The sequence below is a fragment of the Nonomuraea sp. NPDC049028 genome, assembly GCF_043197735.1.
Taxonomy (GTDB): domain Bacteria; phylum Actinomycetota; class Actinomycetes; order Streptosporangiales; family Streptosporangiaceae; genus Nonomuraea.
Genome location: NZ_JBICTR010000009.1, coordinates 514,936 through 538,081 on the forward strand (window position 1 = coordinate 514,936; position 23,146 = coordinate 538,081).

51 protein-coding genes are annotated in these 23,146 nt (G+C 67.4%); 2 read left to right on the top strand and 49 right to left on the bottom strand.

Annotated elements, in window-relative coordinates; translation table 11 throughout:
- Window positions 1-3: 3 nt before the first annotated feature.
- The 8 genes from ACGFJ2_RS36210 to ACGFJ2_RS36245 form a co-directional block, all read right to left on the bottom strand.
- Window positions 4-309, bottom strand: coding sequence for a hypothetical protein (locus ACGFJ2_RS36210; protein WP_393476079.1), 306 nt, complete (start codon window positions 307-309; stop codon window positions 4-6).
- 3 nt (window positions 310-312) lie between these two features.
- Window positions 313-537: a hypothetical protein gene (locus tag ACGFJ2_RS36215; RefSeq protein ID WP_393476082.1), complete on the bottom strand. Its 225-nt coding sequence runs from the start codon at window positions 535-537 to the stop codon at window positions 313-315.
- A gap of 91 nt (window positions 538-628) precedes the next feature.
- The gene (locus ACGFJ2_RS36220) at window positions 629-1,129 is read right to left on the bottom strand and encodes a hypothetical protein (RefSeq protein WP_393476085.1); all 501 of its coding nucleotides are present in this window, start codon (window positions 1,127-1,129) and stop codon (window positions 629-631) included.
- 99 nt (window positions 1,130-1,228) lie between these two features.
- Window positions 1,229-1,468 (bottom strand): hypothetical protein, encoded by a 240-nt coding sequence (locus tag ACGFJ2_RS36225; protein WP_393476088.1) that lies wholly within the window; start codon window positions 1,466-1,468, stop codon window positions 1,229-1,231.
- Between the two features lie 55 nt (window positions 1,469-1,523).
- The gene (locus ACGFJ2_RS36230; RefSeq protein ID WP_393476091.1) at window positions 1,524-1,844 is read right to left on the bottom strand and encodes a hypothetical protein; all 321 of its coding nucleotides are present in this window, start codon (window positions 1,842-1,844) and stop codon (window positions 1,524-1,526) included.
- Between the two features lie 116 nt (window positions 1,845-1,960).
- Window positions 1,961-2,275 carry a hypothetical protein gene (locus tag ACGFJ2_RS36235; RefSeq protein ID WP_393476094.1) on the bottom strand — a complete coding sequence of 105 codons (315 nt, stop codon included), beginning with the start codon at window positions 2,273-2,275 and terminating at the stop codon, window positions 1,961-1,963.
- Window positions 2,276-2,280: 5 nt separating this feature from the next.
- Complete coding sequence (locus tag ACGFJ2_RS36240; protein WP_393476097.1) at window positions 2,281-2,538, bottom strand: hypothetical protein; 258 nt, start codon at window positions 2,536-2,538, stop codon at window positions 2,281-2,283.
- 114 nt (window positions 2,539-2,652) lie between these two features.
- Entirely contained in the window at window positions 2,653-2,958 is a 306-nt protein-coding gene (locus tag ACGFJ2_RS36245) for a hypothetical protein (protein WP_393476100.1), read from the bottom strand.
- A 97-nt stretch (window positions 2,959-3,055) separates the two neighbouring features.
- On the opposite strand from ACGFJ2_RS36245, the gene ACGFJ2_RS36250 reads away from it, so the two are divergent.
- Entirely contained in the window at window positions 3,056-3,313 is a 258-nt protein-coding gene (locus tag ACGFJ2_RS36250; RefSeq protein ID WP_393476103.1) for a hypothetical protein, read from the top strand.
- 4 nt (window positions 3,314-3,317) lie between these two features.
- Here ACGFJ2_RS36250 and ACGFJ2_RS36255 read toward each other — a convergent pair whose 3' ends face one another.
- The 14 genes from ACGFJ2_RS36255 to ACGFJ2_RS36320 form a co-directional block, all read right to left on the bottom strand.
- Window positions 3,318-3,503, bottom strand: coding sequence for a hypothetical protein (locus ACGFJ2_RS36255; protein ID WP_393476106.1), 186 nt, complete (start codon window positions 3,501-3,503; stop codon window positions 3,318-3,320).
- On the bottom strand, window positions 3,500-3,937 hold the full coding sequence (locus ACGFJ2_RS36260) for a hypothetical protein (protein WP_393476109.1): 438 nt from the start codon (window positions 3,935-3,937) through the stop codon (window positions 3,500-3,502). Before ACGFJ2_RS36260 ends, ACGFJ2_RS36255 begins: the two co-directional genes overlap by 4 nt.
- Entirely contained in the window at window positions 3,937-4,752 is an 816-nt protein-coding gene (locus ACGFJ2_RS36265) for an RNA ligase family protein (RefSeq protein ID WP_393476112.1), read from the bottom strand. Before ACGFJ2_RS36265 ends, ACGFJ2_RS36260 begins: the two co-directional genes overlap by 1 nt.
- A gap of 118 nt (window positions 4,753-4,870) precedes the next feature.
- A complete protein-coding gene (locus ACGFJ2_RS36270; RefSeq protein ID WP_393476115.1) occupies window positions 4,871-5,176 on the bottom strand; it encodes a DUF397 domain-containing protein in 306 nt (101 codons plus the stop codon).
- Window positions 5,176-5,430, bottom strand: coding sequence for a hypothetical protein (locus ACGFJ2_RS36275; RefSeq protein WP_393476118.1), 255 nt, complete (start codon window positions 5,428-5,430; stop codon window positions 5,176-5,178). Before ACGFJ2_RS36275 ends, ACGFJ2_RS36270 begins: the two co-directional genes overlap by 1 nt.
- Entirely contained in the window at window positions 5,427-5,693 is a 267-nt protein-coding gene (locus tag ACGFJ2_RS36280; RefSeq protein ID WP_393476121.1) for a hypothetical protein, read from the bottom strand. Before ACGFJ2_RS36280 ends, ACGFJ2_RS36275 begins: the two co-directional genes overlap by 4 nt.
- Complete coding sequence (locus tag ACGFJ2_RS36285; RefSeq protein ID WP_393476124.1) at window positions 5,686-6,060, bottom strand: hypothetical protein; 375 nt, start codon at window positions 6,058-6,060, stop codon at window positions 5,686-5,688. Before ACGFJ2_RS36285 ends, ACGFJ2_RS36280 begins: the two co-directional genes overlap by 8 nt.
- The gene (locus tag ACGFJ2_RS36290; protein WP_393476127.1) at window positions 6,057-6,398 is read right to left on the bottom strand and encodes a hypothetical protein; all 342 of its coding nucleotides are present in this window, start codon (window positions 6,396-6,398) and stop codon (window positions 6,057-6,059) included. The genes ACGFJ2_RS36285 and ACGFJ2_RS36290 overlap by 4 nt, the downstream gene beginning before the upstream one ends.
- On the bottom strand, window positions 6,391-6,744 hold the full coding sequence (locus tag ACGFJ2_RS36295) for a helix-turn-helix domain-containing protein (protein ID WP_393476130.1): 354 nt from the start codon (window positions 6,742-6,744) through the stop codon (window positions 6,391-6,393). The genes ACGFJ2_RS36290 and ACGFJ2_RS36295 overlap by 8 nt, the downstream gene beginning before the upstream one ends.
- The gene (locus ACGFJ2_RS36300) at window positions 6,741-7,007 is read right to left on the bottom strand and encodes a hypothetical protein (RefSeq protein ID WP_393476133.1); all 267 of its coding nucleotides are present in this window, start codon (window positions 7,005-7,007) and stop codon (window positions 6,741-6,743) included. The genes ACGFJ2_RS36295 and ACGFJ2_RS36300 overlap by 4 nt, the downstream gene beginning before the upstream one ends.
- Window positions 7,008-7,125: 118 nt before the next feature.
- A complete protein-coding gene (locus tag ACGFJ2_RS36305) occupies window positions 7,126-8,508 on the bottom strand; it encodes a replicative DNA helicase (protein WP_393476135.1) in 1,383 nt (460 codons plus the stop codon).
- A complete protein-coding gene (locus ACGFJ2_RS36310; RefSeq protein WP_393476138.1) occupies window positions 8,505-9,068 on the bottom strand; it encodes an ATP-binding protein in 564 nt (187 codons plus the stop codon). The genes ACGFJ2_RS36305 and ACGFJ2_RS36310 overlap by 4 nt, the downstream gene beginning before the upstream one ends.
- Complete coding sequence (locus ACGFJ2_RS36315) at window positions 9,065-10,057, bottom strand: hypothetical protein (protein WP_393476141.1); 993 nt, start codon at window positions 10,055-10,057, stop codon at window positions 9,065-9,067. The genes ACGFJ2_RS36310 and ACGFJ2_RS36315 overlap by 4 nt, the downstream gene beginning before the upstream one ends.
- Window positions 10,058-10,172: 115 nt before the next feature.
- The gene (locus ACGFJ2_RS36320) at window positions 10,173-10,697 is read right to left on the bottom strand and encodes an endonuclease domain-containing protein (protein ID WP_358178859.1); all 525 of its coding nucleotides are present in this window, start codon (window positions 10,695-10,697) and stop codon (window positions 10,173-10,175) included.
- Window positions 10,698-10,847: 150 nt separating this feature from the next.
- On the opposite strand from ACGFJ2_RS36320, the gene ACGFJ2_RS36325 reads away from it, so the two are divergent.
- Entirely contained in the window at window positions 10,848-11,033 is a 186-nt protein-coding gene (locus ACGFJ2_RS36325; protein ID WP_358178857.1) for a hypothetical protein, read from the top strand.
- Between the two features lie 23 nt (window positions 11,034-11,056).
- Here ACGFJ2_RS36325 and ACGFJ2_RS36330 read toward each other — a convergent pair whose 3' ends face one another.
- The 27 genes from ACGFJ2_RS36330 to ACGFJ2_RS36460 form a co-directional block, all read right to left on the bottom strand.
- Window positions 11,057-11,287, bottom strand: coding sequence for a helix-turn-helix domain-containing protein (locus ACGFJ2_RS36330; RefSeq protein ID WP_393476146.1), 231 nt, complete (start codon window positions 11,285-11,287; stop codon window positions 11,057-11,059).
- Window positions 11,284-11,643 (bottom strand): hypothetical protein, encoded by a 360-nt coding sequence (locus tag ACGFJ2_RS36335; protein ID WP_393476149.1) that lies wholly within the window; start codon window positions 11,641-11,643, stop codon window positions 11,284-11,286. Before ACGFJ2_RS36335 ends, ACGFJ2_RS36330 begins: the two co-directional genes overlap by 4 nt.
- Complete coding sequence (locus ACGFJ2_RS36340; protein ID WP_393476152.1) at window positions 11,643-12,092, bottom strand: WhiB family transcriptional regulator; 450 nt, start codon at window positions 12,090-12,092, stop codon at window positions 11,643-11,645. The genes ACGFJ2_RS36335 and ACGFJ2_RS36340 overlap by 1 nt, the downstream gene beginning before the upstream one ends.
- Window positions 12,085-12,300, bottom strand: coding sequence for a hypothetical protein (locus tag ACGFJ2_RS36345; protein WP_393476155.1), 216 nt, complete (start codon window positions 12,298-12,300; stop codon window positions 12,085-12,087). The genes ACGFJ2_RS36340 and ACGFJ2_RS36345 overlap by 8 nt, the downstream gene beginning before the upstream one ends.
- Before the next feature lie 315 nt (window positions 12,301-12,615).
- Window positions 12,616-13,458 (bottom strand): hypothetical protein, encoded by an 843-nt coding sequence (locus ACGFJ2_RS36350; RefSeq protein WP_393476158.1) that lies wholly within the window; start codon window positions 13,456-13,458, stop codon window positions 12,616-12,618.
- Window positions 13,455-13,799, bottom strand: coding sequence for a hypothetical protein (locus tag ACGFJ2_RS36355; protein ID WP_393476161.1), 345 nt, complete (start codon window positions 13,797-13,799; stop codon window positions 13,455-13,457). The genes ACGFJ2_RS36350 and ACGFJ2_RS36355 overlap by 4 nt, the downstream gene beginning before the upstream one ends.
- Window positions 13,796-14,035: a hypothetical protein gene (locus tag ACGFJ2_RS36360; protein WP_393476164.1), complete on the bottom strand. Its 240-nt coding sequence runs from the start codon at window positions 14,033-14,035 to the stop codon at window positions 13,796-13,798. The genes ACGFJ2_RS36355 and ACGFJ2_RS36360 overlap by 4 nt, the downstream gene beginning before the upstream one ends.
- Window positions 14,032-14,457: a hypothetical protein gene (locus tag ACGFJ2_RS36365; RefSeq protein WP_393476167.1), complete on the bottom strand. Its 426-nt coding sequence runs from the start codon at window positions 14,455-14,457 to the stop codon at window positions 14,032-14,034. Before ACGFJ2_RS36365 ends, ACGFJ2_RS36360 begins: the two co-directional genes overlap by 4 nt.
- A complete protein-coding gene (locus ACGFJ2_RS36370) occupies window positions 14,450-15,064 on the bottom strand; it encodes a hypothetical protein (RefSeq protein WP_393476169.1) in 615 nt (204 codons plus the stop codon). Before ACGFJ2_RS36370 ends, ACGFJ2_RS36365 begins: the two co-directional genes overlap by 8 nt.
- Window positions 15,061-15,501: a hypothetical protein gene (locus ACGFJ2_RS36375; protein WP_393476172.1), complete on the bottom strand. Its 441-nt coding sequence runs from the start codon at window positions 15,499-15,501 to the stop codon at window positions 15,061-15,063. The genes ACGFJ2_RS36370 and ACGFJ2_RS36375 overlap by 4 nt, the downstream gene beginning before the upstream one ends.
- Window positions 15,498-16,094, bottom strand: coding sequence for a hypothetical protein (locus tag ACGFJ2_RS36380; protein WP_393476175.1), 597 nt, complete (start codon window positions 16,092-16,094; stop codon window positions 15,498-15,500). The genes ACGFJ2_RS36375 and ACGFJ2_RS36380 overlap by 4 nt, the downstream gene beginning before the upstream one ends.
- On the bottom strand, window positions 16,091-16,417 hold the full coding sequence (locus ACGFJ2_RS36385; protein WP_393476178.1) for a hypothetical protein: 327 nt from the start codon (window positions 16,415-16,417) through the stop codon (window positions 16,091-16,093). Before ACGFJ2_RS36385 ends, ACGFJ2_RS36380 begins: the two co-directional genes overlap by 4 nt.
- Complete coding sequence (locus ACGFJ2_RS36390) at window positions 16,414-16,644, bottom strand: hypothetical protein (RefSeq protein WP_393476181.1); 231 nt, start codon at window positions 16,642-16,644, stop codon at window positions 16,414-16,416. The genes ACGFJ2_RS36385 and ACGFJ2_RS36390 overlap by 4 nt, the downstream gene beginning before the upstream one ends.
- Window positions 16,641-17,051 (bottom strand): hypothetical protein, encoded by a 411-nt coding sequence (locus ACGFJ2_RS36395; RefSeq protein WP_393476184.1) that lies wholly within the window; start codon window positions 17,049-17,051, stop codon window positions 16,641-16,643. Before ACGFJ2_RS36395 ends, ACGFJ2_RS36390 begins: the two co-directional genes overlap by 4 nt.
- Before the next feature lie 80 nt (window positions 17,052-17,131).
- Window positions 17,132-17,338, bottom strand: coding sequence for a hypothetical protein (locus tag ACGFJ2_RS36400; RefSeq protein WP_393476187.1), 207 nt, complete (start codon window positions 17,336-17,338; stop codon window positions 17,132-17,134).
- Window positions 17,335-18,216: a BRO family protein gene (locus ACGFJ2_RS36405; protein ID WP_393476190.1), complete on the bottom strand. Its 882-nt coding sequence runs from the start codon at window positions 18,214-18,216 to the stop codon at window positions 17,335-17,337. Before ACGFJ2_RS36405 ends, ACGFJ2_RS36400 begins: the two co-directional genes overlap by 4 nt.
- A 75-nt stretch (window positions 18,217-18,291) precedes the next feature.
- On the bottom strand, window positions 18,292-18,438 hold the full coding sequence (locus tag ACGFJ2_RS36410) for a hypothetical protein (RefSeq protein ID WP_393476193.1): 147 nt from the start codon (window positions 18,436-18,438) through the stop codon (window positions 18,292-18,294).
- The gene (locus ACGFJ2_RS36415; RefSeq protein WP_393476196.1) at window positions 18,435-18,947 is read right to left on the bottom strand and encodes a hypothetical protein; all 513 of its coding nucleotides are present in this window, start codon (window positions 18,945-18,947) and stop codon (window positions 18,435-18,437) included. Before ACGFJ2_RS36415 ends, ACGFJ2_RS36410 begins: the two co-directional genes overlap by 4 nt.
- On the bottom strand, window positions 18,947-19,852 hold the full coding sequence (locus ACGFJ2_RS36420) for a hypothetical protein (protein ID WP_393476199.1): 906 nt from the start codon (window positions 19,850-19,852) through the stop codon (window positions 18,947-18,949). The genes ACGFJ2_RS36415 and ACGFJ2_RS36420 overlap by 1 nt, the downstream gene beginning before the upstream one ends.
- Window positions 19,852-20,127, bottom strand: a complete 276-nt coding sequence (locus tag ACGFJ2_RS36425) for a hypothetical protein (protein ID WP_393476202.1) — start codon at window positions 20,125-20,127, stop codon at window positions 19,852-19,854. The genes ACGFJ2_RS36420 and ACGFJ2_RS36425 overlap by 1 nt, the downstream gene beginning before the upstream one ends.
- On the bottom strand, window positions 20,120-20,920 hold the full coding sequence (locus ACGFJ2_RS36430; RefSeq protein ID WP_393476204.1) for a recombinase RecT: 801 nt from the start codon (window positions 20,918-20,920) through the stop codon (window positions 20,120-20,122). Before ACGFJ2_RS36430 ends, ACGFJ2_RS36425 begins: the two co-directional genes overlap by 8 nt.
- Complete coding sequence (locus tag ACGFJ2_RS36435) at window positions 20,917-21,234, bottom strand: hypothetical protein (protein ID WP_393476207.1); 318 nt, start codon at window positions 21,232-21,234, stop codon at window positions 20,917-20,919. The genes ACGFJ2_RS36430 and ACGFJ2_RS36435 overlap by 4 nt, the downstream gene beginning before the upstream one ends.
- Entirely contained in the window at window positions 21,231-21,509 is a 279-nt protein-coding gene (locus ACGFJ2_RS36440; RefSeq protein WP_393476210.1) for a hypothetical protein, read from the bottom strand. The genes ACGFJ2_RS36435 and ACGFJ2_RS36440 overlap by 4 nt, the downstream gene beginning before the upstream one ends.
- Window positions 21,509-21,802, bottom strand: coding sequence for a hypothetical protein (locus tag ACGFJ2_RS36445; RefSeq protein ID WP_393476213.1), 294 nt, complete (start codon window positions 21,800-21,802; stop codon window positions 21,509-21,511). The genes ACGFJ2_RS36440 and ACGFJ2_RS36445 overlap by 1 nt, the downstream gene beginning before the upstream one ends.
- The gene (locus ACGFJ2_RS36450; protein ID WP_393476216.1) at window positions 21,799-22,203 is read right to left on the bottom strand and encodes a hypothetical protein; all 405 of its coding nucleotides are present in this window, start codon (window positions 22,201-22,203) and stop codon (window positions 21,799-21,801) included. Before ACGFJ2_RS36450 ends, ACGFJ2_RS36445 begins: the two co-directional genes overlap by 4 nt.
- Window positions 22,200-22,520 carry a hypothetical protein gene (locus ACGFJ2_RS36455; protein WP_393476219.1) on the bottom strand — a complete coding sequence of 107 codons (321 nt, stop codon included), beginning with the start codon at window positions 22,518-22,520 and terminating at the stop codon, window positions 22,200-22,202. Before ACGFJ2_RS36455 ends, ACGFJ2_RS36450 begins: the two co-directional genes overlap by 4 nt.
- Window positions 22,517-23,011 (bottom strand): HNH endonuclease signature motif containing protein, encoded by a 495-nt coding sequence (locus ACGFJ2_RS36460; RefSeq protein ID WP_393476222.1) that lies wholly within the window; start codon window positions 23,009-23,011, stop codon window positions 22,517-22,519. Before ACGFJ2_RS36460 ends, ACGFJ2_RS36455 begins: the two co-directional genes overlap by 4 nt.
- Window positions 23,012-23,146: the final 135 nt, after the last annotated feature.

Below are 23,146 nucleotides of genomic sequence, written 5' to 3' on the forward strand. Positions count from 1 at the left end.
GGTTCAGTCCTCCTCTCCGAGCGCCAGGAAGGCGCACCTCAGCGCGTACTTGTCGGCGTAGTCGATGTGACCGCATGCGGACCGCTCAATGCGGAGCACCTGCTCCAGCGTGGCGGGCTCCAGCCCGTACTCACCGCGCAGTTCGTTGACGAGGGCCAGCATCTGCTCGGCCTCGTACACGACCCAGCCAGGCGCTGGACCGTAGGGGCTGGGGACCTTGTCCCAGCGTTGGTCGCGGTGCTGGGCCGCCTCTCGGAGCTTTGCCAGGAAGGCGTCACGGGCGGCTAAGCGGACCTTGAGCGTGGCCATCGGTCAGCCCTCCTCAGAGTCCGCAGGCGTCGCGTAGCGGGTGTTCAACGGGCTCGTGTTCGGCAGCCAGCGGGTTTCGCCCGGATCGATCTCGTACTCCTTGCGGAGGGCTCGGACGTGACTGACGGAGCACTCCAGGATGCGGGCGATGGACGGGTCGTCCTTGCCAACCATGGCGAACCTCGCTGCCAACTCCGCCTGGTTGTCGGTGCTGGGGGTGCGCTTCATTGGGCGCCTTTCTCGTTGCTTGGGGTCTGGTCTTGGTGCTCCCTCCTGCGTCTGAGGCTGCCCGGCCAAGCCGGGAGGAGAGAGCCGAAGGTCAGCTGTAGTAGGCGCAGAGCAGCCAACTCGGGTTCTCCTGCTTGGGTGTGATTCCGAGCGCCTCCAGCGCCGCGTTAAGAGCGTTGTCCCACTTCAGGACTTCACCGAGATCCGGGGTTAGGTCCTGCGGGTTGACGACGAGGGCCTGGTCGTCGCCGACTTCGATCACCTTGGCGGCGAGGACGTGCATCGGGTATTCGCCGTAGCTGTAGGTGTCGAACTTGACGCCGAGAAGCGCCTTCGCCGCCTCCTCCCGGTCGAAGTAGCCGCCGTCCTGGTTGTCGCCCCACTTCTCGGTAAACCCGGCGATGACGGCAAGCAGGCGGCGTTCCGCCTGCTCGACGAAGCCGTCAGCGTCATCGCCGTCGTCGTACCAGGCGAGCGTGCTGACGTTGCTCGCGTCGATGCCGCCGTACTCGTCGGTCTCGCGGATCTTCCATTCATCGCTGCCGCCCAGGTCGTAGCCGTAGGCGAGGAAGGCGCTCGGTGAGCTACCCATGTCGATCTCCGTTCGGTGAGGGGTTGGGTGTCTTCCCGGCAGGAGCCGGGAGACAGGGGTAGGCGGCGGGAAAGCGCTTGCGGCGCGGGATCAGGGGGGTCAGTTGTCGGCGAGGCGCTCGTCCGCCGCGCCTTCGCTGTCGTCGGGAGGCCGCTCATCGAACACCTCGAACAGCACCCACCGGCCGTTCTCCCACTCGCGGACCACGATCCGCTCGCCACGCGGCAGGTGTTCGCGGACGTACTCGTACGCCTTGTTCTGGGAGCGGAAGCCCTTCGGCTCCTCGCCAGCGACCTTGACCCGCCAGCGGTTCGTGGGCGGCTTCGGCGGGGTCGTCATGTCGATCTCCAGGGGTTCGGTTGGCCCGGCAGGAAGCAGCCGGACCAGGAGGGGGTCAGGCGCCGATCAGGCGCTCGGCTCGCTCGGCGGGGGTGAAGGTCGCAGGCTCTTCTACGGCCCAGACGACGCGCTCAGGGTCGTCCCGGTCTATCTGACGGCGGGCGATCCGGTTGAGCGCCAACGTCAACGAAGGCGGAAGAGGGTAGCCGGCAGCCACGGCGTGAACGGTGAACCCCATCCGGGCGTTCTCGCCCAGCGAGTCCGACGCCGACGCGCGGGCTGTCTCCATGGTGGGCGCGTATACGCAGAACAGGGACGGTCCGTTTCCGGCCGATCCGGCTCTGACGATCCACGTCTGATTCGTGGGGGTGGACATGAGAAGTCTCCTTGATCGTTGACGGTTTGGTCTGAACGTGTCCGTCCCGGGCATCGCACACCGGGAAGGCTGCTGGCCGGACAGGAGGCCCGGGGGATCTCCCCCGGGCTGGAGGGTCAGCGGGTGGACAGGAACTCAGCCAGAGCGATCAGCGGCGAAGCGGGAGGCTCCGGGTCCGGGTTGGCCGCGCTCGGCAACTCGATCACGACAATCTGCCGGTCCGCCCAGTGGATGAAGGCGTCGCTGTCCGCGGGGCACAGGTCGATCCAGCGGCCCCCGTCGTCGGTGTGGACGACATAGGCGTTGGTTGCCCTGGCCGGGCAGCGGACGCAGGTGTGACCCTGCGCCGCGCGGGTCGCGATCAGTTCGGGAGTCACGTCGTCCGGCCGGGCCGGGGCGGAGGGCAGGCCCAGGATGAGTGTCGGGATCATGCCGGTCAGCCCTGGAAGCAGGCGAAGTCGAACGTGCAGTCGTTGCCGTCGGAGTCGAGGACCTCGATGTTCCAGGCGATGTCCTCGGAGACCTTCGCGAGGACCTTGCCGACGATCTCGACGCCGGAGGCGGGCAGGTGGCGGACCAGCTTGACGACCGCGACGCTCCCCTTGACGTGGGTGTCGTACTGGAGGGTGAACACCTTGGTGAAGCGGCCCTGACGGTCGCGGTTGAGGGTGCCGAGGTCGACGACGCTGGTCATGTTCATCTCCTTGTTGCCGGGGGTCTTGATCTGGTGTCCGTTCCGGGACTTGCACCCGGGCGTCTGCTATCGGACTGGGTGGCCCGGGAGAACTCCCGGGCCGGGAGGAGAAGGTCAGGAGCTCGGCGTGTCGAAGCCGAAGAACGCGTGCGGGGCAAGCTCAGCAGCGCCGTCGATCCACTCATCCCGCGAGAGCATGTCGATCTCGACGGCCTCTTCAGCCTTGCACCAGCTGCGAGAGGCGTCCGGGTCGCGGGTTTCGAGTTCTTCCACGATCCAGCCGATCGTGCGGGAGACGACACGGGCTTCGTCCTCGGTGCTGGCTTTCCGGTACTCCGTGGCGTTGATGTACATGTCGCACAGGTGCTTGGTGGAGCTGGTGGCGACTAGCTTGCGCGCTTCTTCGTCCTTTACGGCCATGGGCGCCTTCACCTCTCCCCTGTTGCGCTTTCCTACTGCGCTACACGCTAGCGCTATATCTGGCGTAGCGCAATAGGATTGCGCTACATTGGTGCGCATGGAAAGCGAGGACACCGCCCGGCTGCGCGAGGACATCAGAGCCGCCACCCGTAAATACCGGCGCACCGAGAAAGCCCACGACCAGGCGAGAGACGAACTCATCGCCGCGATCGTCAACGGCCTGCGCAACGGCGTCCGCCCCGCCGAGGCTGAGGATGACTCCCCGTTCAAGGGCGCGTACATCCGACGCATACGGGACGAGCACGGTATCCCCGCGTTCAAGAAGGGCCAGCCCGCACAGCCCGACCCCCAGTAGCCCTTCACCGCCCCTCCCCCGGCCGTTCGCCTCGCGTGCATGGCCCGCAATAGTGCTTGCCGTCACGCTCGTTCCAGCCGTACCGCTCAACCGCGATCGCGAAGGCGGAGTCCACGTGCCTGGCCCTGGTCTGGCAGTACGCCCAGCAGCCGGGGGTGTCGCAGTCGAAGGCGATGTGACGGATGCTCACGACGCCTCCTCCCCCGGCTTCTGGATGAGCTTGGCGATCCAGTCCCTGCCGGGAGCGAGGGCGCGGCGCTTGAGTTCGTCGAGGTAGTCGAGCAGCAGTTCAGGGGCGATCATGCCGCCGTCGTCGGCCGCCTGCGCGACGTAGCCGCGCAGTTCAGTCCATGCCGAACCGTAGTCGGCTGCGGGGATCGGGTTGGCGATGTCCAGCCACTCGATGCGGGTTGAGCCGTTGTGGCCGTGAACCTTGACGATCCCCTGGTGGCCTTTGTTGTGCCACACGACCGTGGTCGGCTCGTTCATGGGCTCACGGCCGAGCCAGTGAATCGCCGCCCACTCGTCGGAGAACAGCACCCCTTCGGCTACCACGCCCGTGCCGGAAACTCCGGAGACGTCCTCGACACGGACCAGGCGGAAGCGGCGGATTGCGTCGGCCATCAGGACGCCTCTCCGGACTGCTGAGCGGCCTGCCTGGACTTGCTTGCGGACTTGCGGCGCTTCAGCGTGCGGTCGTAGTCCTGGAACCGCGCTTTGCTGATCACGCTGCGGTCTGGGGCTCGCAGGACGACGCCCTCGTTCAGGCCAGGCTCTCCGGAGGTGGCCACACTGGTGGCCTTGTACGCCTCCAGGAAGCCGCGCATGTCCTCGACGCTGGACGGGATGTCACGGCCGTCGATCTCGAACAGGCGCGGAGTGAGCTCCACGCCGCACTGCTTCGCCAGGTCGGCGAGAACCCACTCAGAGGCGAACTCTTGGCCGCCGCCCTGCCTCCATGAGGCGATGCGCTCGATCTCCCACGAGAGCATGTAGTCGGGGACTGCCGCCACATCGAACAGCCGGTAGGCGGGCTGACCAGATCCGTACTGCTTCCACGCCGGAAGCTGCTTGGACCCGTACACCTCCACGTAGAGGACGAGGATCTCGCCGAAACCGCCGGCGCCGAGCGTGGCTGCCCGCTCGGCGACTGCGCGTAGGGCGTCCACGATGCCGAGCGCCGGGTTGTGGACGACGTCTCCGCTGGCAGTCAGCAGGTCCTCGCGGGAGCCGATCAGCCAGTCGCCGCCGGGCAGCAGGATGATCCGCCCGTTCGTGCCGTCGACCTTCTCCGTGCCGATCACAGTGCCTTCGTAGACGGTCGGCTCTTCGAGCAAGCCGCCGTTCTTCGGGTCGAGCGCATGGTGCGTCGGGATGCTCGGATACTTCGTCAGCGAGTTGAGCTTTCGCAGGTTGATGGCCCGTAGGTCGATGCTCATTCGTTCGATTCCCTTCTCAAACATGGATCTTGAAGGTTGATATTTCGATCTGAATTCGATCTTGAGTTCCCCTCGGAGCGCTCAAAGGTGCCTCTGAGCGCTCCGCAGAACGCCGGTCTTAGCGAGGGAGCCGAACGACGCCCTCGCGCGCGGCAGGTGCCTCTGAGGCGCGGGCAGCGGGATTTCCGTCCGAGCCGTGCGCCGCAGATTGCGCAAGAGCCGTCAGATCGAACTCGCCGTCTCGCACTCCGGCTGTGAAGGCAGCCCACTCACTCGGCGTGAAGACCAGGACAGGTCCGTCCTGCTGCTTGCCGTCCCGTAGAGCGATGCTGCCGTTCGCGAGCTCGGCCACCTCCACGCAGGAACTCGCACCGTTGCAGAAGCTAGACCTCTGCCAGGTCGCTGCCACGGGATCGATGTACATCAGCGACCTCCCTCGTTGATCGGGTTGAACAGGTTGTTCGCGGCCTCCCACGGTCCGTGAACCGAGGTCAGCGCTGCCAGGTCGTCCAGCACGTTCGCCTCCTCCGCGACGTCGGCGTCTCCGAACGGCCACACCCCATCCGCCCCGTCGACGACCTGCTCGGCCACCGACGGCGCCTCGGCCATGACCGTGGCCGCATCCCAGAAGTCGGCCGAGCGGATCGGCCATGGGTACGGGCGGAACGGCCACGTCACGGAGCGCCCATCGACACGGGCAGGAACCCGCGCTTGCTCAGCTCGCCAGCCACCTGCACGCCGGTCACCGAGGCGAGCACCCGGCACATCTCCGTGGCCCGCTCGTGCGGCAGCGGCTCCCCCAGCCGGTAGGCCACACGCTCGCCGTTGCGCTGGTAGACGATGGCTGCCTGCCATCCCGCGCTGAAGTGGTCGAGCCAGCCGACGTACGGCCGGTCAAGGTCGACGGCGGGCGTCTCGGTCGCGGGTTCGATGTCAGCCATGGACGGCAACCTCCTGCCTGGGAGGTTCGATGAGCTGAATGTGGGTCAGGGCGATGCCGCCCGACCAGCCTTCGACCGACACCACGGCAGCACCGTGGCCGAGCGTCCACGCCGGGGTTCGGGTACGGGTCACCAACGGCTCGTCGTCTCGGGTTCCGGGCCACGCCAGGACCGGCGTGCCGACCGGGTGGACGTCGTTCCAAGCAACGGCAGAGTCGCGGTACCAGAACCACGGCTTGGACGCCTTCTCCGAGGAGGACACATGCTTGCGGGGGCCGTTGGACTGGCAGAGGCCCCTGTCGTGGGGCGGAAGCCCGCACACATCCCCGTGCTCGCTCACCGCTCCGCACTCGCCCACGGCGCTCATCGGGCGAACCCCTTGTCTCCGTTGATGATCTGGGCCAGCCCGTTGGCGTACACGAAGTCGTCGCGCCGCTCACACCCGTTGCACGCGCCGTCCGGCTTGTCGCAGGGAGGCATGTCGTACTGGCGGGCGATCTCGTCCAGCAGGAAGATCAGCGCCCCGCGCAGAGCCTCAGGGACCCACTCGTCGTCGTTCGGGTACGGCATGCCGCAGACCTTGCACGGGCCGGGCTGGGCGAGGGAGCCGTGCGGCGGCTGGACGGGGAAGGTGTGGGGACAGCGCAGCCTTACGACTGCCATCCGCATCCGGTCGGCGGGCGTCTCGGTCTTGGTGTCAGCCATGGGTCGGGATCTCCTTCTCGTTGCGATCTTGCGTTGTCGTTTCTGTCCGGTTAACGGCTGATGCGGTCACGTCCACAGGCGTTTGCACAGGTTGTGGACGGTGTGCGCCGGACGGTCCAGGGGTGCCGAGCCACCGCAGGACAAGGACCACACTGCTCACGTGACAGCCCCTCCCCATCTCGATGTGGTTGACCGTCCCCTTCGAGCAGCCGATCTGCTCGGCCGCGGCCCGCTGGGTCAGACCGCGGGCTTCGCGCGCCCGGCGGAGCAGTCTCGGGAGGTCGACCAGGAGGCCGGCAAGAGCGGCGTACGGGGCAGGGCGGGCGGTCATCGGCTTGATGCTCACTCGATCTCCTCGACGACCGCGCCGTCCACGACTTGCGGCCGGAGGGTGATCGGGTTGAGCGGAACACCAAGCGGCATCCCGTCTTCAGCGCACGCCTTCTCGACCTTGCGCTGGTAGTCCTCGCAGTTGTGGAGAGCGTCCGCCAGGTCGCCGTAACCGTCGTCAATGACGATGGCGACGGCCCAGTTGCCGTGCTTGTTACGGACCGGGATGAACCGGAGCCAGTCCTCGCGCCACTTGAAGAAGTCGGCCGCTGCGCTCATCGGGAAGTCCTTTCGGGGAGAGCTCCAGGTGATGCCGCACTCGCAGATGCGGCGGGAGGGCGGGTCGTCGGGGTGCCGACCACGACAGGCCGGGCACGGGTTCATGAGGGGAGTCATTTCAGTTCACGGCGCGCAGATTCGGGCGGCCGTCGGAGGCGGGTGAGGGTTCGTCGTCTTTCGCCATGTCGATCAGGCGGCTGTAGTGGAGTTGAGCGGCGACGCTGATCGTCGCCTGGGGGCCGCCGCGGTTCTTGGCGACGATGAGTTCGGCTTCGCCGGCTCGAGGAGACTCGGGCTCGTAGGCGTCTTCGCGATGGACCAGGATCACCAGGTCGGCGTCGGACTCGATCGACCCGCTGTCGCGCAACTCAGCGATCTGGGGGCGCTTGTCCTGCCGCTTCTGAGACTCCCGGTTGAGTTGAGACAGCAGCACGATCGTCAGCCCGAACTCGCCGGCCATGGCCTTCAGTTGCTGGGTGACCATGCCGAGTTCCATGTCGCGACGCTGATGCTTGGGCGCGGTCATGATCTGCAGGTAGTCGACGATGGCCAACTTCGCCGGGTCGTCTCGGGACAGCCAGCGGAGTTGGGAGCGGATGTGCTCGAGCGTGCAACCTGGCGTGTTGTCGATCGTCAGCGGTGATCCGGAGATGCGGGCGCCGGCCTCGGCAGCGGCGGCCAGTTGCTGCCGGGTGACGTTGCGGGTCTGGATGGCACGGAGCGGTACGCGCGCTTCGGCGGCGGTGATGCGCTGCAGGACCTCTTCCTCGCTCATCTCGAGTGTGAAGATGATGCTCCGCTCGCCGTCCTGGATCGCCGCCTTGCGGGCGAAGTCCGTGGACAGGACGCTCTTTCCCAGGCCGGGCCTGCCCGCCACCACGACGAGTTGGCCTTTGCGGAACCCTCCGCCCAGCAGGTGAGTGAGGTCCTCGAACGGCGTCTCCACCACGTCGAGCTTCGGGGGCGGGTTCTCCAGTTCGTCCAGCAGTTTGATCATGGTGGCGGACACGTCACGCGGATGCTCGCCGACCCGGCGCGCGGTGGCCGCGTCGATCATCTGCCGGACCCGGTCGGTGTCGGCGTCCGGCTCCCATGAGGCGTGCTCGGTCATCTGCATGCCGCGGCGCAGCGCCTCCTGAAGCCTGCGCCGGTCGGCGTCGGCGGCGACCAGCCGGGCGAAGTGTGTAACCGACCCGGAGATGGCGGCGTGCTCGAGCAGCGTGTGCAGGTACGGGCCGCCACCCACCCGCTCGAGGTCGCCACGTTGCTGCAGCTCGATCAGGACCGCGGTCGGCTCGATCGCCCTGCCCTGCTCGCGCAACGCCTGAGCGGCGGCGAACACGAGGCCGGCGATGCCGTAGAAGTCTCCGGGGGCGACCAGTTCCGATGCGTCGTCCAGAGCGGTCCGGGACTGGATGGCCGCCCCGGCGATCGCCATCTCGGCGGCGATGACCTTTTCGGTGGCTTCCCAGCCGCTGGTCTCGAAGTCGGTCGCGGTCATCGGCCCGCCCTCCAGTCGTTGCCCTCGAGTTCGACCGTGGTCGCGCCGTCGCCCAGCCTCGAGGTGAGGCGGGCGCCGAGCGCGGCGTCGAAGTCGTCCATGTTCGACGTGACGACGGTCGGCCGGGCGTGCTGCCACCGCTCATCGACGACGCCGAGCAGCTTCTCCCGCTGCCATTCGTTGATCCGCGACGAGCCGAGATCGTCCAGCACGAGCACGTCGGCGTTGCGCATCAGGCGCAACCGGTCGAAGTCCGGCGGCGGGCCGACGACCTCCTGCCACTCGGCGGACGTGGCGAACAGGATCGTTCCCACGTACCCGGCTCGGACGGCCCGCTCGAGCACTTCCCACACGTTCCACGTCTTGGCCACACCCGGATCGCCGGTGATCACCAGGTTGCGGGCGGTCTCGTCGAACAGACGCGAACCCCACTCGGCGACGTCGTCGTTCAGGACGCCCTTGTGCTGAAGCATCGGCGGGCGGCGGGCGCGGAAGTTCTCGATGCGACGGCGCAGCCGCTCCGACCGCCACTCGGCGAGCGGGTCATCTTCAGGGTTCATGCTGACTCCCTCTTGCTGCGGAAAGGGTTCCGGCGGGGCTTGCCGATCTCGGGGACCTGCGAGCCTGAGCCGTTGCCCTGCTGGCCGCTCGGCTTCTGGCGGGCGTTCGCCGCCGTGGTCCATTTCTGCTGGTTGCGCATCCAGGTGCGCCAAGTGGCGAGCCAGTCGGCGCGGAGTTCGCGCTTGCCTGTCCAGTGGTCGACGAACTGCTCAGTTTCAAATTCGAGATCGACAACGAGAGGGGTTTTCTCGGCTGCCCACGCTCGCATTTCGTGCGTGATCGCGAAGTTTTTGGGGACCTGAGTCTTGCGCTTGGCCGACTCGTCGGGCTTCTGCTCTGGCTTCGCTTCGCGTCTCACATCAAATAGAGATCCAGAACCTTCAGACGCTTCAAGGTCAAAGGCTTCTTCAACCCCAGACCCCTTATAACCCTGGGATGACCCCCGGGGGTCATGCTGAGAATCGGACATCGACTCTTCAGCCTGCCCCTCGGGGGTCATGCTGAGGCTGGGGTCCCAACTCTCAGGGTGCTTGTACCCGTCACCCTGAGAATCGTGACGCCCTGCTTGGGGCTCGTTCTCAGGGTGCTTGTACCCGTCACCCTGAGAATGCTCAGCCTGACCCCCTACGGTCATGCTGAGAGAACTCGTCTCAGGGTGACCCCCTACGGTCATGCTGAGAATCCGGCCGTCGATCGCTGCCATATAGACGGCGGTTTGATTCTTTTGGCCCCTCGCGGTCTGCACGAGAAACCCTGACTTCAGGGCGACCTTGAATTTGTCCGCCATCTTGCGATCACTCCTTTCGAGTAGGGCGGCGAGATCCTTCCGAGGCACAGAGACGCGGCCATTCGCGTCCATAAGCAGTGCGAGCGTCATCAGCAACACACGCAAGGAATCGGTGACCTGCGGACTCCGCATGACTGCGCGCAGCCAGTGGGCGCGATAGGTGCCGTCGCCCAGCAGGCCACGTTGTTCGTCGTCGTTCACGTAGAGGGGCTCTCTCTCGGGGTGCTACTCGGGGATTGGGCCTATGAGAGAGATGCCGGTCTTCGGATCGTGGCCACTTCAGTCCCCCTGATCACTCACTTGTTCGAGTAGTTGGTCAAAGCGGAAGGGTGATCGTGAGCCCGATCGGTCCGAACTGGTCGACGAGCCTCGACCAGTCACGGCCGCGGGTGCGGCTGCGTTTCGTACGCCACTCTCCGCGGGCGTGAATCCAGAGACCCCCATGCGAGTCCCGAACGACAGCGGACGGCGGCGGCTCGGCGGGCGGCTCATCCGACATGCCGAGTTCGGCGAGGCGTCGGCGATACCAGGGGTTGGCTAGGTATCGATCCGAGCCCGCAGGCGCCACAACGTTCCATCCGGGACGCTCGGCGTTCAGGCTGTTGCAGCGGTGGCAGAGCAGGCCGCGGACCGCCCACAGGCCGAGCTTGTTCTCGTGATCGATGAACAACTTGCCGCTCGTGTTGCCTTGTGGCGGGACGCCGCAGATCTCGCACCGTTGGCCAGTGGCCACCAGCATTTGCTCGTAGTCGCGGCAGTTGAGCCCGTAGAAGCGGTGGTGGCAGTTGATATGACCCGGCATGGTGCGGACCACGCCAACCGCTGTATCGATTTTGCGCATGCCGAATAGCCCCCCGGCCCGTCGCGAACAAAGCCTCATCTGCCAGGGAACTTGCTCCTGGCGTGGATATACACGAAGATAGCGCCTGTGGATATACACGGCAACCTCGCGACGATCACACCTGCATATACACGGGTTACGCTTGACCTCGTGAAGGACACCCACACCAAGCACCGGCCAATCAGGGTCGAGGACGAGCTGTGGACTGCCTTCGGCGCGCTCGTCGGCGAGCGCAAGCGATCCCAGGTGATCCGGGACTTCATCCGCTGGTACATAGGCGAGCGCGGCGCACGACTTCCCCGCCCGCCCAAGGACACTGAGCCGGCCGACTCCTGACCGCGCCTCAACGCCCCCGAAGATCACGACGCCTCCTCAAGCTGCTCGGCGTCGTCCTCGATAGGCACCAACGCCAGACGCAGACCCAGGCCGCGGGCGACTTCCTCAACCAGCAGAAGTTGACGGCCGCCCGGGTCGCTCTCGAAATGGCTCACGGCGCGGGCTGACTTGTAGATGCGGCGGGCGAGGGCGGACTGCGACAAGCCCGCCTCGACCCGGCGGGATGCCAGCGCCTCGATCAGCGGATGCCTCACAACGCCGCCCCGATCCACTGCTCGGCGCGGATGGCCAGCAGCTTGTCGGCGTTGACGGCCCGCATCTTCCTGGTCGGCGGAACGCCTTGGGGTGGCCTGCCGTGCAGCAGCGTGGCGACGGTGCTCCTGTTGAGGTCCGCCAACGCGGCGATCTGCGGCAGCGGCAGGCCGGCCTCGCGGAGCTTCCGGACGTGGCGGCGTACAGGTTCGGCGTCGACGTCAGGTCGGTAGCGTCCGTACGCCTTGTCGCGGCGGCGCTGCCGGGCAGCAGCAGCATGTGCGGCCCGGCATAGGTCGCAGTGGCAGGGGCCGTGCCGGTAGCGCCTCGGGGTGCCGTGCGGCGCTGGTTCGGCCATCACGCCACCGCCTCGCGCGCGTCACGGCGCTCCTGCCGCTCCCGCGCGTGCTGGCAGCCCTTACAGGCGGACGTGAGCCCGTCCGTGGCCCGGTTGTCGGCGTAGAACAGCTCGGCCGACAGCACCTCCTGGCAGCGGCAGCACCGCTTCTCGGACACGGTGACTCGCGGCCGGGGCCTGGCGACGAGGGACAGCGCGCCGGTCCGCTGGACGCGCCGGCGGACGGAGACGCGCTCCTCGGGGTTGAGTCCTCCCCAAATGCCGAACTTGTCGTTGCGCTGCAGCGCCTCCTCCAAGCAGCGCATCCGCACCGGGCAGCCGCCACAGACGGCCTTCGCTTTGGCCTCGCGGCGGTCACGATCCGGCTGGCGTTCGCCCTCCGGTGGGAAGAACAGCAGGACGGGCAGGTTCTTACATGCCGCCTGGTGATGCCAGTCGAGGTCAGTCATGGGGGGTTATCTCCGTTCGAGGGTCTGAGGTGACGGCCGGATCCGTCCGGTCCTGTCCGGCGAGGTCCAGCGCCATCCGCCAATCGGCCAGCTCGTCAGCCACCGCGGCTCGGGCAGCGGGCAGGGCGGACTCGTCACGGGCTGCCGCTTCAAGGTGCGGGATGTGGCGGGCTATCCGCTCAAGGTCGTCAGCAAGGTCAAGAGGCATCGGGCACCCCCTCAGAGGTCTTGCCGGCCCCGGGTTCGTCAGCGAGCGGAGTGGTGTCCTGTACGGCTGGCGCCGGTGAGAGACGAGCCGGAGCAGCCGCGAACGCGGGGCATCCGCACGGGACGGCCTTCGCGCCGGTCGAGATGGAGCAGGCGCCGCGAGAGCCGTTGCCGCGGATCGCGTGGAGCACTTCGACGTGACCACAGGTGCACGGGCCGGCGAGGGCGCCGGTTGGCGGGTCCTCGCGGCGGCCGTCGCACACCACCCAGTGGTCCAGGAGGGCTTGCTGGCAGCAGGGGCGGAGGGCGAGAGAGGTCATGCCGACACCGCCTCTCGCTTGCGGGCCGCGCCGAGGACCTTGGTGATATAGCTGGCACTGACGCCCAGCCGTTCCGCCGCGTGCTCGATCGCGTAGCCCTGGCCGTTGATCAGCTCTTCGGCGTTCTCGGCCAGCGCCTGCAGCCGCGGCACCTTCTCGCCGAGGTCGGGGCGGGCCGTGGGGTCGTCGATTGTGTCGTCGTCCCACGCCGCTGGGGGCGGCCAGCCTTGCTTGGCGGCGTGGTTCCGCGCCCGACTAGCGGCGATCTTGGCTCGGTGGTCATTCTCCGGCGGCGCCTGATCCCACAACTCGTCGTACAGGGCGCGCACCTTTCGGGCGGTTGCCACGATGGTGCGCGGTTCCTTCATCAGCGTGGTGAAGTTGCTCGGAGTCCAGCCGAGCTGCTCGGCCAGCTTCGACTGGGACCATCCGAGCGTGACGAGCGCCTGGAGTCGGCGGCGGGTACCCGTCGAGTCGAGGACGGTCTTGGCGCCGAGCAGGTCGAGTGACGGCTCAACGGCTAGGACCTTGGCCGCCAGTTTCAGGCGCATCTTCTGCTGCGGTCCCTTGCGGCGCTGCCCTCGCCGGCCGGTCAGGATGGCTTGGAGGCGCTGCAGGTCAACGTCGGCCGCCTCGGCAATCCGCCGCAGCCCGACGCCGCACGTTTGCAGGTCCCGCACGTGCTGGCGGACTGGTTCAGCGTCTACGAACGGCTGCCACGTGCCGTACGCGATGGCGCGCTCTCGCCGCTCGCAGTAGACGGATTTGGCGTAGCCGCAGGTGTAGCAGCGGCATCCGTCGAGCTTGTAGCGGGCGTAGCCGTGGTCGCGCGCGGTCACGGATGCCTCCGGTCGGTAAAGGGCCACCACTCGGTGGTCAGCCCGTCGCAGTCGTCGCCCTGGTGGAGCTTCTCGGCCATCTCGTGCTCGTCGAGGATCTGCTGGAGGCGGGTGGGCGGCCGGTGGAGGGCGTGGGCTCCTGCCTCGTTCCACTGGTCGAGGAGGGCGCGGGCCCTGATCTCCGCCACGGCCTGCTGCTGACGGCGGAGCCGGCGGAACACTGCGGCGGCGATCCATCCGCTCGCCACGAGGGCGACCAGGAGCAGCGGCATGAACCACGAGTTCAGCGAGGCGGTGTCGGGGGCGGACAGCAGGTCCAGCAGGGTCACGTCTCGGGTCACGGCTGGTCCCCCATCCGTGAGTGCAGGGTGGCGGTGACCTCGGCCTTGCTCGCGTGCTCCAGCGCCGCCTTGGCCTCGTCACGCTCCGTCTTGAGCGCGGCTGCCGCCTGCTGGAGGCCGGTCTTGTCGGAGCGGAGCTGCTTGATGCAGGCGTCCTTGTCGAGGATCACCAGGACGCCGACGGCCAGGACCACGACGAACAGGACGGCCAGGATGACGAACATGACCCCGATCACCCAGACACCGCCTTTTGCGGAGTGGTGGTCAGGGTGCGGAGCAGGTCGGCGATGAAGGCCCTCACGCGGGTGTGGCCACAGGTCGGGTCCAGCCGGGCCGCCAGGTCGAGAGCGGCGTTGATGCTGTTCTCCGCGCCGACGTGGAGGCGGCGCAGCAGCTCGTTTTCGGCCTTGAGGCGGTCCACCTCGGCCTCGGCTGTCTCCGCCCGCTCACGCCATTTGTAGGACCAGGCGGGCGGCAGGTAGCCGCCGCCGGTCACCTGGCGGACAGCGGCCACGACCTCGGTGGCGCGCTTCAGGTCCTCGGCGAGACGAGCCGCCTCGCGGCGGAGTTCCCACGCCTTGTCGCGCAGGCGGATCGGGTCCGTGGCCACCAGTTCGTCGAGATCGTCGTAGGAGGGAAGTGCGAGAGGCTCAGGCATGGTCGGCCACCGCCCCAGCCGCGACCAGCTCGGCGCGCTTGCTGTCGTACTGGCTGATCCCCCAGACGATCGCGTGGCAGCACCAGAGGTAGTGCCAGTGGAAGTCACGGAGATCCCACTCCCACACGTCGTAGAAGCGGAACCCCTCATGCTTGAAGCGTTCGAGCGACTCTCGTGCCTCGGCCTCAACGGCGATGTTGTCGCGGAAGATCTCGTTCTGGATTGCCAGCAGCAGACCCGCAGGACGGTCGTCCCGGTACCGGATCTCTTCGATGACCCTGGCTTTGAAATGCTCCTCGGTGTAGGACTTGCAGGCGTCCCGCCCGCCTTGGGTCTTCTCCGCCCAGTAGTCGGCGTTGATGCGACCGCTCTTACTCCGGAAGAACTCGAACATGTCGGGGACGCGGGTGAAGATGTAGCCGCCGTCCACGTCACCCCGGATGGCGAGGCATCCCGGCCACGTGATGATGTCGAACCAGTAGGCGCCCTGCTTGGGCTGCCTGAACCGCAGGTGCCGGTACAGGCCGTAGTCGTGCAGGACGGTCATCTCGTGCTGGGCGGTCTCGCGTGCGAACCGCTCGGCGATCGGATCCACGGCGCGGCTCATGCGGCATCTCCCGTCCCGGCCTGAGCGGCCTCGTGGGCGTCTGCCATCTCGGCCAGCTGGGCGGAAAGCTCGCGCGCATCGGACGGGTCCAGCTCCCACTCGTCCATACCTCGCAGGTACAGACGGATCCCGTCGGGAGTGAGGGCGAGCAGATCGCCGCCGTCATCCCACGAGATGCCGAGTTCAGCGGGGCGCTCCAGCACGATCGGCGCTGTCGCGCCGGGGACGACGACCGCCCGGAAGTGGACCTCGGGCAGCTTCTCGCCGTCCTCGCTGTACGCCTCGATGCCGATGTGCACCACATTGCCGTCGGCGCCGATCGACGGGTGCCAGTAGTTGCCGTCGTGGTAGTCGTTGTCGCCGCTCGTCAGCATCTCCGCGACTTTCTCCGGGGTCGGAGGAGTGGCGGCGACGGGCTCGGGGGTGATCTCGCTCATGCGGCACCTGCCGTGTCGTCGTCGGGGAAGAACGCGCCGTCGCTCTCCTCGGGGTCGTCGCGGAGCAGCAGCCCCATCGGCTCGGCGAACTCGGTCCCGAGGTCGATGTCCACGCGCCCGGCGGCGGTATCGATGTTCAGCACGACCTGGCCGGTCGCCCCGGTGGTCGTCGCACCGAACCCGGTAGCGGTGTAGCGGATGTGCGTCTGGCCGGCCTTTTGCTCCGCCTTGATGGCGGCGGCGATGGGCTCGAACACGTCGGGGTCGATGCCGTAGCCGCGCAGCCAGTCCCACATCCACTCGTCGACGTCGCCGTCCGACCACATCCCGAACAGGCGCCTGGCCAGCTCGTCGGCCATGCCGGGCAGCTCATGCTTGAGCACGCGCAGCAGGTAGGCGGCGGCGAACTCGCGGGTGACGGCCTTGACCGCGATCCCGTAGCGGCAGATCTCCTCCTTGGAGGCGTCCGGGTCGGGGAAGTCGATCAGGCCGCTCGCCAGGTAGGCGCTCGCCGTCAGGGCGCGGGCCAGGTTGTCGGCGGTCGCTTCTTCGGCGTTCGTCGGGAACGGGGCGATCTCGTCCAGGCGCTTCATGCCGCACCGCCGTTCTGCTCTGCCTGAGCGGCCTCAGGGCGCTTCACGGCCAAGAACCGCACACGACCGTTCTCCAGAAGCACCGCCAGGTTGTGCTCGGCGAAGTGGTCCATCCACGCGATGTCCCGAGCGCTCTTGATGGCTTCGACCACCGCATGCAGGTCCCAGTCGGCGCCGATGAACCCAGCGAAGCTGTGCACGATCTCCCGACCGAAGTCGGAAGACTCCGGGTCGGAGATCTTGAATGCTGCGGTGGTAACCCGTTCGATCGCTTCTTCGGCTGTAAGGCGTACCAGCCCGTCAGATGCTGTTTCGGTGCTCATGCTGAGCGCTCCAGGTTGGTGTCGTAGGGGTGGCGGCGGTAGTCGGCGAAGGGGATCAGGTCTTCAGCTACCGGGGCCGCCGCCAGCGCGGGCCGACGGATCTGAGAGAAGTCGTCCACGGCGGGAGCGGGCTGCGGGGCAGTAGCGGCCCAGCGGCGGCGGCAGTGGCGGCCGGTGTGGCGGGAGAACAGCGCGGCAGGTAACGCGGCCAGGTGGCGGGAGGTCATGAGTGGCCCCCGGTGCGCTCCAGTTCGTCGTGAGCGGCCTCCAGGTTGCGGATCGCCCCGTCCGGGTTGTGTGACAGTTCCCCTCCGTACGGGGGGATCGGCACACCCGCCACCGCGAGCAGGTCTGCCAGGCCCTTGGCGACGTCGCGGCCCCGCTGCGACTCCAGCTCGGCCTGGTCCTTCTCGGTGTTCTTGGAGGCGATCCAGGCGAGCCTCTCGTTGACCTCCCGCTGCAACTGGTCGATCTCCTCACCCTTCTGGGTGGCGACGGTCCAGCGTGCGGCGGCGTAGTGGGCGGCCTGCTCGTAGCGGGCCTTCAGGTCGGTGACGATCTGGTCGGCGGCGTCCTGGGTGGCGAACACCACGACGGGAGCGGCGACGAGCTGGTCTTTGCTGTTGCGAGTCATGTGCTGGTGCTCCTGGTGCAGTTGTGGATCTTTGCGGGGTGCGTGCTCGCCCCCGAGCGGTGAGCACGCCGAAGCGAGGTCTACGAAGAGGAGAGGTCCACGATGTGACGGGCCAGGAACGGCTTGTCCTCGTCCGGCACGATCGCGGGAGTGACGCCCAGGCGGCGGGCGCGCTGGCGGGTGAGCAGCCGCTGGCCGACGTCCGTAGGGATGTCCGGGTCCAGCAGGACGGCCCACACATCGATCAGCGGATGCTTGATCTCGTCGAGGTTCAGCGGAGCGTTCATCGACCACCACCGCCGACGGCGAAGAGCGGGTTGACCGTGTGCTGGTTGCCGCGTAGGCCATCCTTGACGAGCTGCTCCTTGAACAGCAGTTCCGGGTCGCCCGGACGCACGAGCGTCTTGAAGCGGCGTCGGCCGCCGAAGATCCCGGCCTCGTGCAGGTAGAGGTAGGGCTTGCCGCGGTAGCCGGGCTCGAAGTGTTGAGGCCCGTCCTTGTAGCACTCGTTTTTCTCATCCCACGCGCCTTGGCCGCGCTGATCGATCAGGTAGCCCTTGGCGTACAGGTGCTCGAAGAACGCCTTGGCCGGCACCTCGGAGAAGTACTTCTTGTGGAACTTGGTCGCGGTGATGCCGGGGCCGCCCTCGAACTCGGCGAACTTCCGCTCAGCGACGTCGGCCCGCTCCTCCGCCTTGTCGGCGCGGACTTCAAGGTGCTGATTGGCGGCCTGCAACTCGCGGTTCCGCTTCAAGGTGGCCACGTACCGCTCGGCCACTTCCAGCTCGTCCAGTTCGGCGGCCTGGGCCTGCTCAGCCTCGTGCGTACGGACCGCGAAGTACGTCTGGGCGGCAGCCACCTCAGGCTTACGCGAGTCGCAGTTCATGGCCACGAGGTAGGCGGCGTACCGGGTCAGCCGGTAGTCCTTACCGTTGCGACCCGCGTGACCTGCATTTTTGAGGATGGCCTCAAAATTGGCGTCCACGTCGGCACCGACGTTGGCCGCCGCGCACTTCGCCTTCTCAACCGCTTCGTTGAACTGTCGCCAGTTCGTGTAGCCCATAAGCGGCATCAGTTCGCGCGCTAGCCAATAGTCGCCCCGCTCGTCGGTCCTCTTGATCGTGTCGAACGGCGAGAGGTTGCGGCGAGGTTCGATCTCGTTCACTGGCTTCCTCCTTCCTCTGATCGGATCTGGGGTTTATGCCGGTGGGCGCCCCCGATAGGTCGCCCACCGGCGGGATCAGGGGGTCTCGATGTCGGAGGGAGAGCCGTACGGGTCCGCGATGAACGCGGCGAAGGCGCCAGGGCACAGATGGTCGGCCGGCATGTCCTGTCCACAGCGGTCGCAGCGGCTGACCAGGACGATCCGGAAGGTCAGGGGGATCACGCCGCGTCCTCCTCTTCCGGCTGGTCGCAGTCGTGGTCGGTCGGCAGCCAGGCCCGGCAGTGGTGGCAGTAGGCGATGTCCTCCACCGGGATGTCGCCGGCGAGCAGCTGCTTGCGGACGGACGCGAGCACGTCGAGTGGGGTCTGCTCCCACGAGTGGATGAGCAGCCCGAACTCATACGCCCACGGCTTCTCAGCGCCGACCTCGTTGTGGTGCGGCCTACACAGCGGCACCGCGTTGTTCGGGTCGGTGATGGATCCGCGACGGGCTCGGGTCAGCGGTTCGTGCAGGTCGTCGGCCAGCCGCCAGCAGTTGGGTTTGCTGCAGGTGGGCTGCCCGTCTGGCCACAGCTCGTTGGCCATGGCCTTGCGCTCCCGGTTCTCCCGGTCACGCTTCTTGCTTGTGCTGCGGAGCGGCATGCGGGCGAGCTGGCTTTCGCCGCGGTGCAGTTCGGTGCGCCTCTCCATCGGCTTGGTGCCGCGCTTGATCCCGGTCCGCTTGAGCGCCATCAGGAACCCGCCACGAAGTAGAGCGAGAACGCTTCGGGATTCTTGGGGTTGCGGCGGAAGTCGAGGTTTTTGCCGAAGCCGTCCACCTGCACCCGGCCGCCGCCGTCAGGGCGGAGCGCGTCAAGCGCCTGCTTGGCTTCGGCTTCTTCCTTTTCGGCGGCGCGCTTGCGTTCGCGGGCCTCCCACAGCTTGGCCGCCCACTTCGCCGCGTCGGGGTCTTCCACGAACAGCACCGACCGCAGGTGCCGCTCGGGCACGTAGCCCTCCCAGCAGATCCCGCCGTCCGGCCCCCCGAACGGGCAGCCCTGGCAGAAGACGGAGTCGGGGTCGTTGTCGCGCGGCAGCATGTCCACATCGGTGCGGCGGACGTTCTCAAGCCACTCGAATGCGTCGCGGACGTGCCGAGGGTTGAACGGTGCGCCCTCCGCGTTCGGCCACTGGTATTCCTCGCCCGTGTCGCGGGCCAGGTAGTCGATGCGGACCCGCTTGACCTTCGAGCCCGCAAGGATGCGCGCCGCCGCGTAGCAGGACACCTGCCAGAGGTGGCCGTGCTCCGGCCCGTGCAGTTTGATGTGCTCCAGCCAGCGGGAGGAGGTGGTTTTGACGTCCACCATCAGGTCGTCCTCTTCGCGGTCGAAGTGGCCGAGCAACCCGGCGATGCGGACCTCCTGCTCGGCGACCACACCCGGAAGGCCGAGCCCGGCGATGGTGTCGGCGATCAGGTCGTGGATCGCCGAGCCCATGGCGGCCTGCACCGACCCTGACGGGTTGACCGGCTCCGTGCCAGCCAGCTTGTAGCCGACCTTCCGCCTGCATGAGCCGAGGTCGGACATGCCGATCTCTTTCTGCAGTGAGCGCGGGCGGCGCCGGTCGGCCATCAGTAGAAGTTCGGATGTGGACGGCATCAGACGACCGCCTTCTCGTCCGTGGCCTGCTTGCTCGCGGCCGATGGCCAGCCGGTGATGATCTGAACCGCGGCCAGATGGGCGCACGGGGTAGAGCTGCCGCACGAGCACAGCCAGCGGCCCTTCTCCAGCTCGATCCAGTAGCGGGCGTTGAACCCCTGCACGAGTGCCCCAACCGTGTGCGGGCGCAGGTTGGGCTTGACTGTCTCGGCGAACAGGACGCGGACCTTCTCATCTCGCAGGTAGCTGAGAGCTTTGGTGCGGACGTCAGGCATCGGCTGCCGCCCTGGGGCAGTCGTCCTCGAAGTGCTCGCCGACCGCGCCGCAGATGCAGTCATAGTCGGCGGGCACCTCAGGCTCGATAACCTCGCCATCGACAGGTGCGGAGAAGTCGAACTCGCCTACCAGCGAACTGACCTCTTCGGCCAACTTCTCCGGCTCGGTGACGACCGCGTCGAGTGCCGTCTCCGGCGCCACCACTTCGACCGTGGTCTCGTCGGGGATGTAGTCGTAATCTCCCTCGATCGCGAAGCCGAGCGCCACCTCCGGGCAGGCCAGCTTGGCGCCGTTGGAGATGGCCCGGTTACGCAGCATGGTCTTCGGGTTGGTCTCCCACGGCAGCGGCTCGCCCTTCTGGGAGCGGGCCCACAAGCTGCCGTCTTCCTTGATCGTGACCAGTCGCGCAGTCGCCGCGTCCTGGATCGTGTACGTCTCGCGGTGCGGGTTGTCGGGATCGTCCTTCGTGGTGATCTCGACCGTGTACCGCTCGGCGGTGGACTCGATCTGCCGGACCTTGTGGCCGGCGCGGCGGGCCAAAGCCGTCCAGGTCTGCGACGACAGTTGCGGCTTGCCTTTGACCACGTAGATGCCCTGAAGCGACTGCATCGGCGACATGCCCAGGTCCTGGCCGTACAACATGATGGCCAGCACGTCGGCAGGCTTGCCTCGAAGCCGATCGGGCACCACGGAGGCCATGGCGAGCGCCTGCGACAGACGGTAAGCCGAGTCCAGGTCAAGGACCGGCGCACCTAGATTGACTGGACGCTTCTCCAGCGCGTTGGACGTCACTGCTCGCGCTCCTTGTCGGTCTCAGACTCTGTTGCCAGGCGGTTCAGCGCCTTGATGTGGCGGGCGTAGACGTGGATGGCCGAGGGAGTGCCGGTGTTCCGGGTGGTGACCTCCCATTGGTGGCCAGCCCAACCTCCGCGGCCCTTGCGGATCCGGCCGGTGAGCCGGCCGACGTCCTTGTAGCCGCCGATGATGATCCGCGCCCATTTGCCGGTGTTCTCGATCAGGACGGCGATGGTGTGCGCCCACTCCTCGTCCTGTGTGCTGGCGGGTGGGGGCGGGTCCATGAACTCCGGCTCCATCGGCGCGCTCATGCGTCGTCCTTGCGGCGCTGGAATTCGTCCTCGATGTCGAGCGGCAGCACGGGGCCGCCTCGTACGGTCGGCTTGCTCTCGGCCAGGTCTTCGCCCTCACGGGCGGCCAGCTCCGAGGCGAACTCGTCCAGATCGACCGCGCACAGTTCGCGGTGGTCGTGCGTCAGCCGGGACTTGATCCGGCCTGACACGGCCAGGGCCAACGCCTGGTACTCGGGGATGTCCAGCCGGGACGAGGCGTCGGCCAGTGACAGCCAGCGGGATGTCTGCGCCATCACCGGACCTCACCCACCAGGCGGGCGTACACGCGGTGCTCGCCGTCCACCGTCCGGGCTCGTGCCTCGAACACGCCGTACGGCTGCAGGCCCTCGACCAGGCCGTAGCGGATCCGGTGCGCGTACCGTCCGGCCTTGGTCACGTCGTCGAGGACGGCAATCCGCGCCCAATCGCCGGGCGACCGGCTCAGCGTGTCGCCAACCAGCGCCCAGTCGATGCGCTGCGGCATCGACCAAGAACGGCAGGGCGCGGGCGGGTCCTCGAAGACGATGTCGAACGAGGTCGGCTTCATGACGCCACCGCCTCAACCGGGCGGGCATCCTCGCGAACCTCGGCGCGGACAGCCGTCCAACGAGGCTTGCCGTAGTAGTCGCGCACCTCGTAGCGGACGTACACGACGTCCGCGCGGGCCAGCAACCGGGCGGCGGCATGCCACGCTTCCCGGTCCAGCCGGTGGTGGCCGTTGCGGATTCCCTGGAGCGACTCGTACCAGCCGACGGCCCAGCCCCAGCCGATCGTCTCCCGATCTCCGGGGACGACCGCGAAGTACCGAGTGGGCAGCGGCGGCACGTACTCCCGCACCCCGGCCGGGTGATGCACGCGGGCCGTCATTCCGATCAGCAGCTTGAGGATCGCCACCTCGTACGCGAACGGGAAAGCTTCGACCGTGGCGGACATCGTCTCGGCGTTCACGCGGACACCTCGCCGTACTCGGCGGCGTGAGCAGCGCGACGCGCCTGCTCGATCAGCCGCTCAACCTCGTCGCCCGCCGTCTTCACGCGCGGGTCAAAGGCGTTGTTCAGGGCCAGGTGCAGCGCCTGCTTCGCCGAGATCGCGTTGCGGAGGGCGAGCACTCCCGCCAGGAGTTGGGTCCGCAGCCGGTTCCCGCCCTCGGCGTTCATGAACAGGTAGGTGTGAGCGGCCATCGCCTTAAGGGCGCGGGCCTCGGCCCCCAGCGGGATCACGTCACACACCTGCTGAAGGGGTGCGGTCTCATTGATATCGATCACTTCTGTGGCGCCTTCCTCTTTCGGTCGGACGCCTTCTTGCAGGTGCGGCACACGCGCGACGTCTTTTCGGGGTTGTCGCGACGCGGCTTCAGGAGTGTGTTTTCGGGCGTGTATTCATGGCCCCGCTCGCAATGGGTTCGATGCCCCCAGCGACTGGCCATCGTGTTAGGGGAGCGGAGCACGTTCACCTGGGGCGTTACCACTTCCAGGTGTCGTGGGTTGACGCATCGTCGCACCATGCAGAGGTGGTCGATCTGCATGCCGTTGGGGATAGGGCCCACGAACAACCTGTAGGAGAGGCGGTGGGCGAGGTACTGCTTGGTCTTACGCTGACGGGTGATCCCCAGTCTCGGATATCCCGAGTTGATGATGATCCCGGTCCAGATCCAGCAGCCGCCGTACCCAGGTGTGACCTTGCTCAGTAACTGGTCGGCGATTGGTTTGGGCTTCGGCCCGCGAGGTCGTCCGGCTGGAGCGTCATAAGATGTCATTGAGGTCCTGCTCTCTTCGATGTCAGTGCTCTTTGAGCGGGATCAGCGGGTCCGGCAGGGGTCAGAAGCTGTCGGGCCCGCACCTTTTAGGGCGTGGGAGCCGCGATCTCGGCGGCGAACTCCAGGGCGTCATCG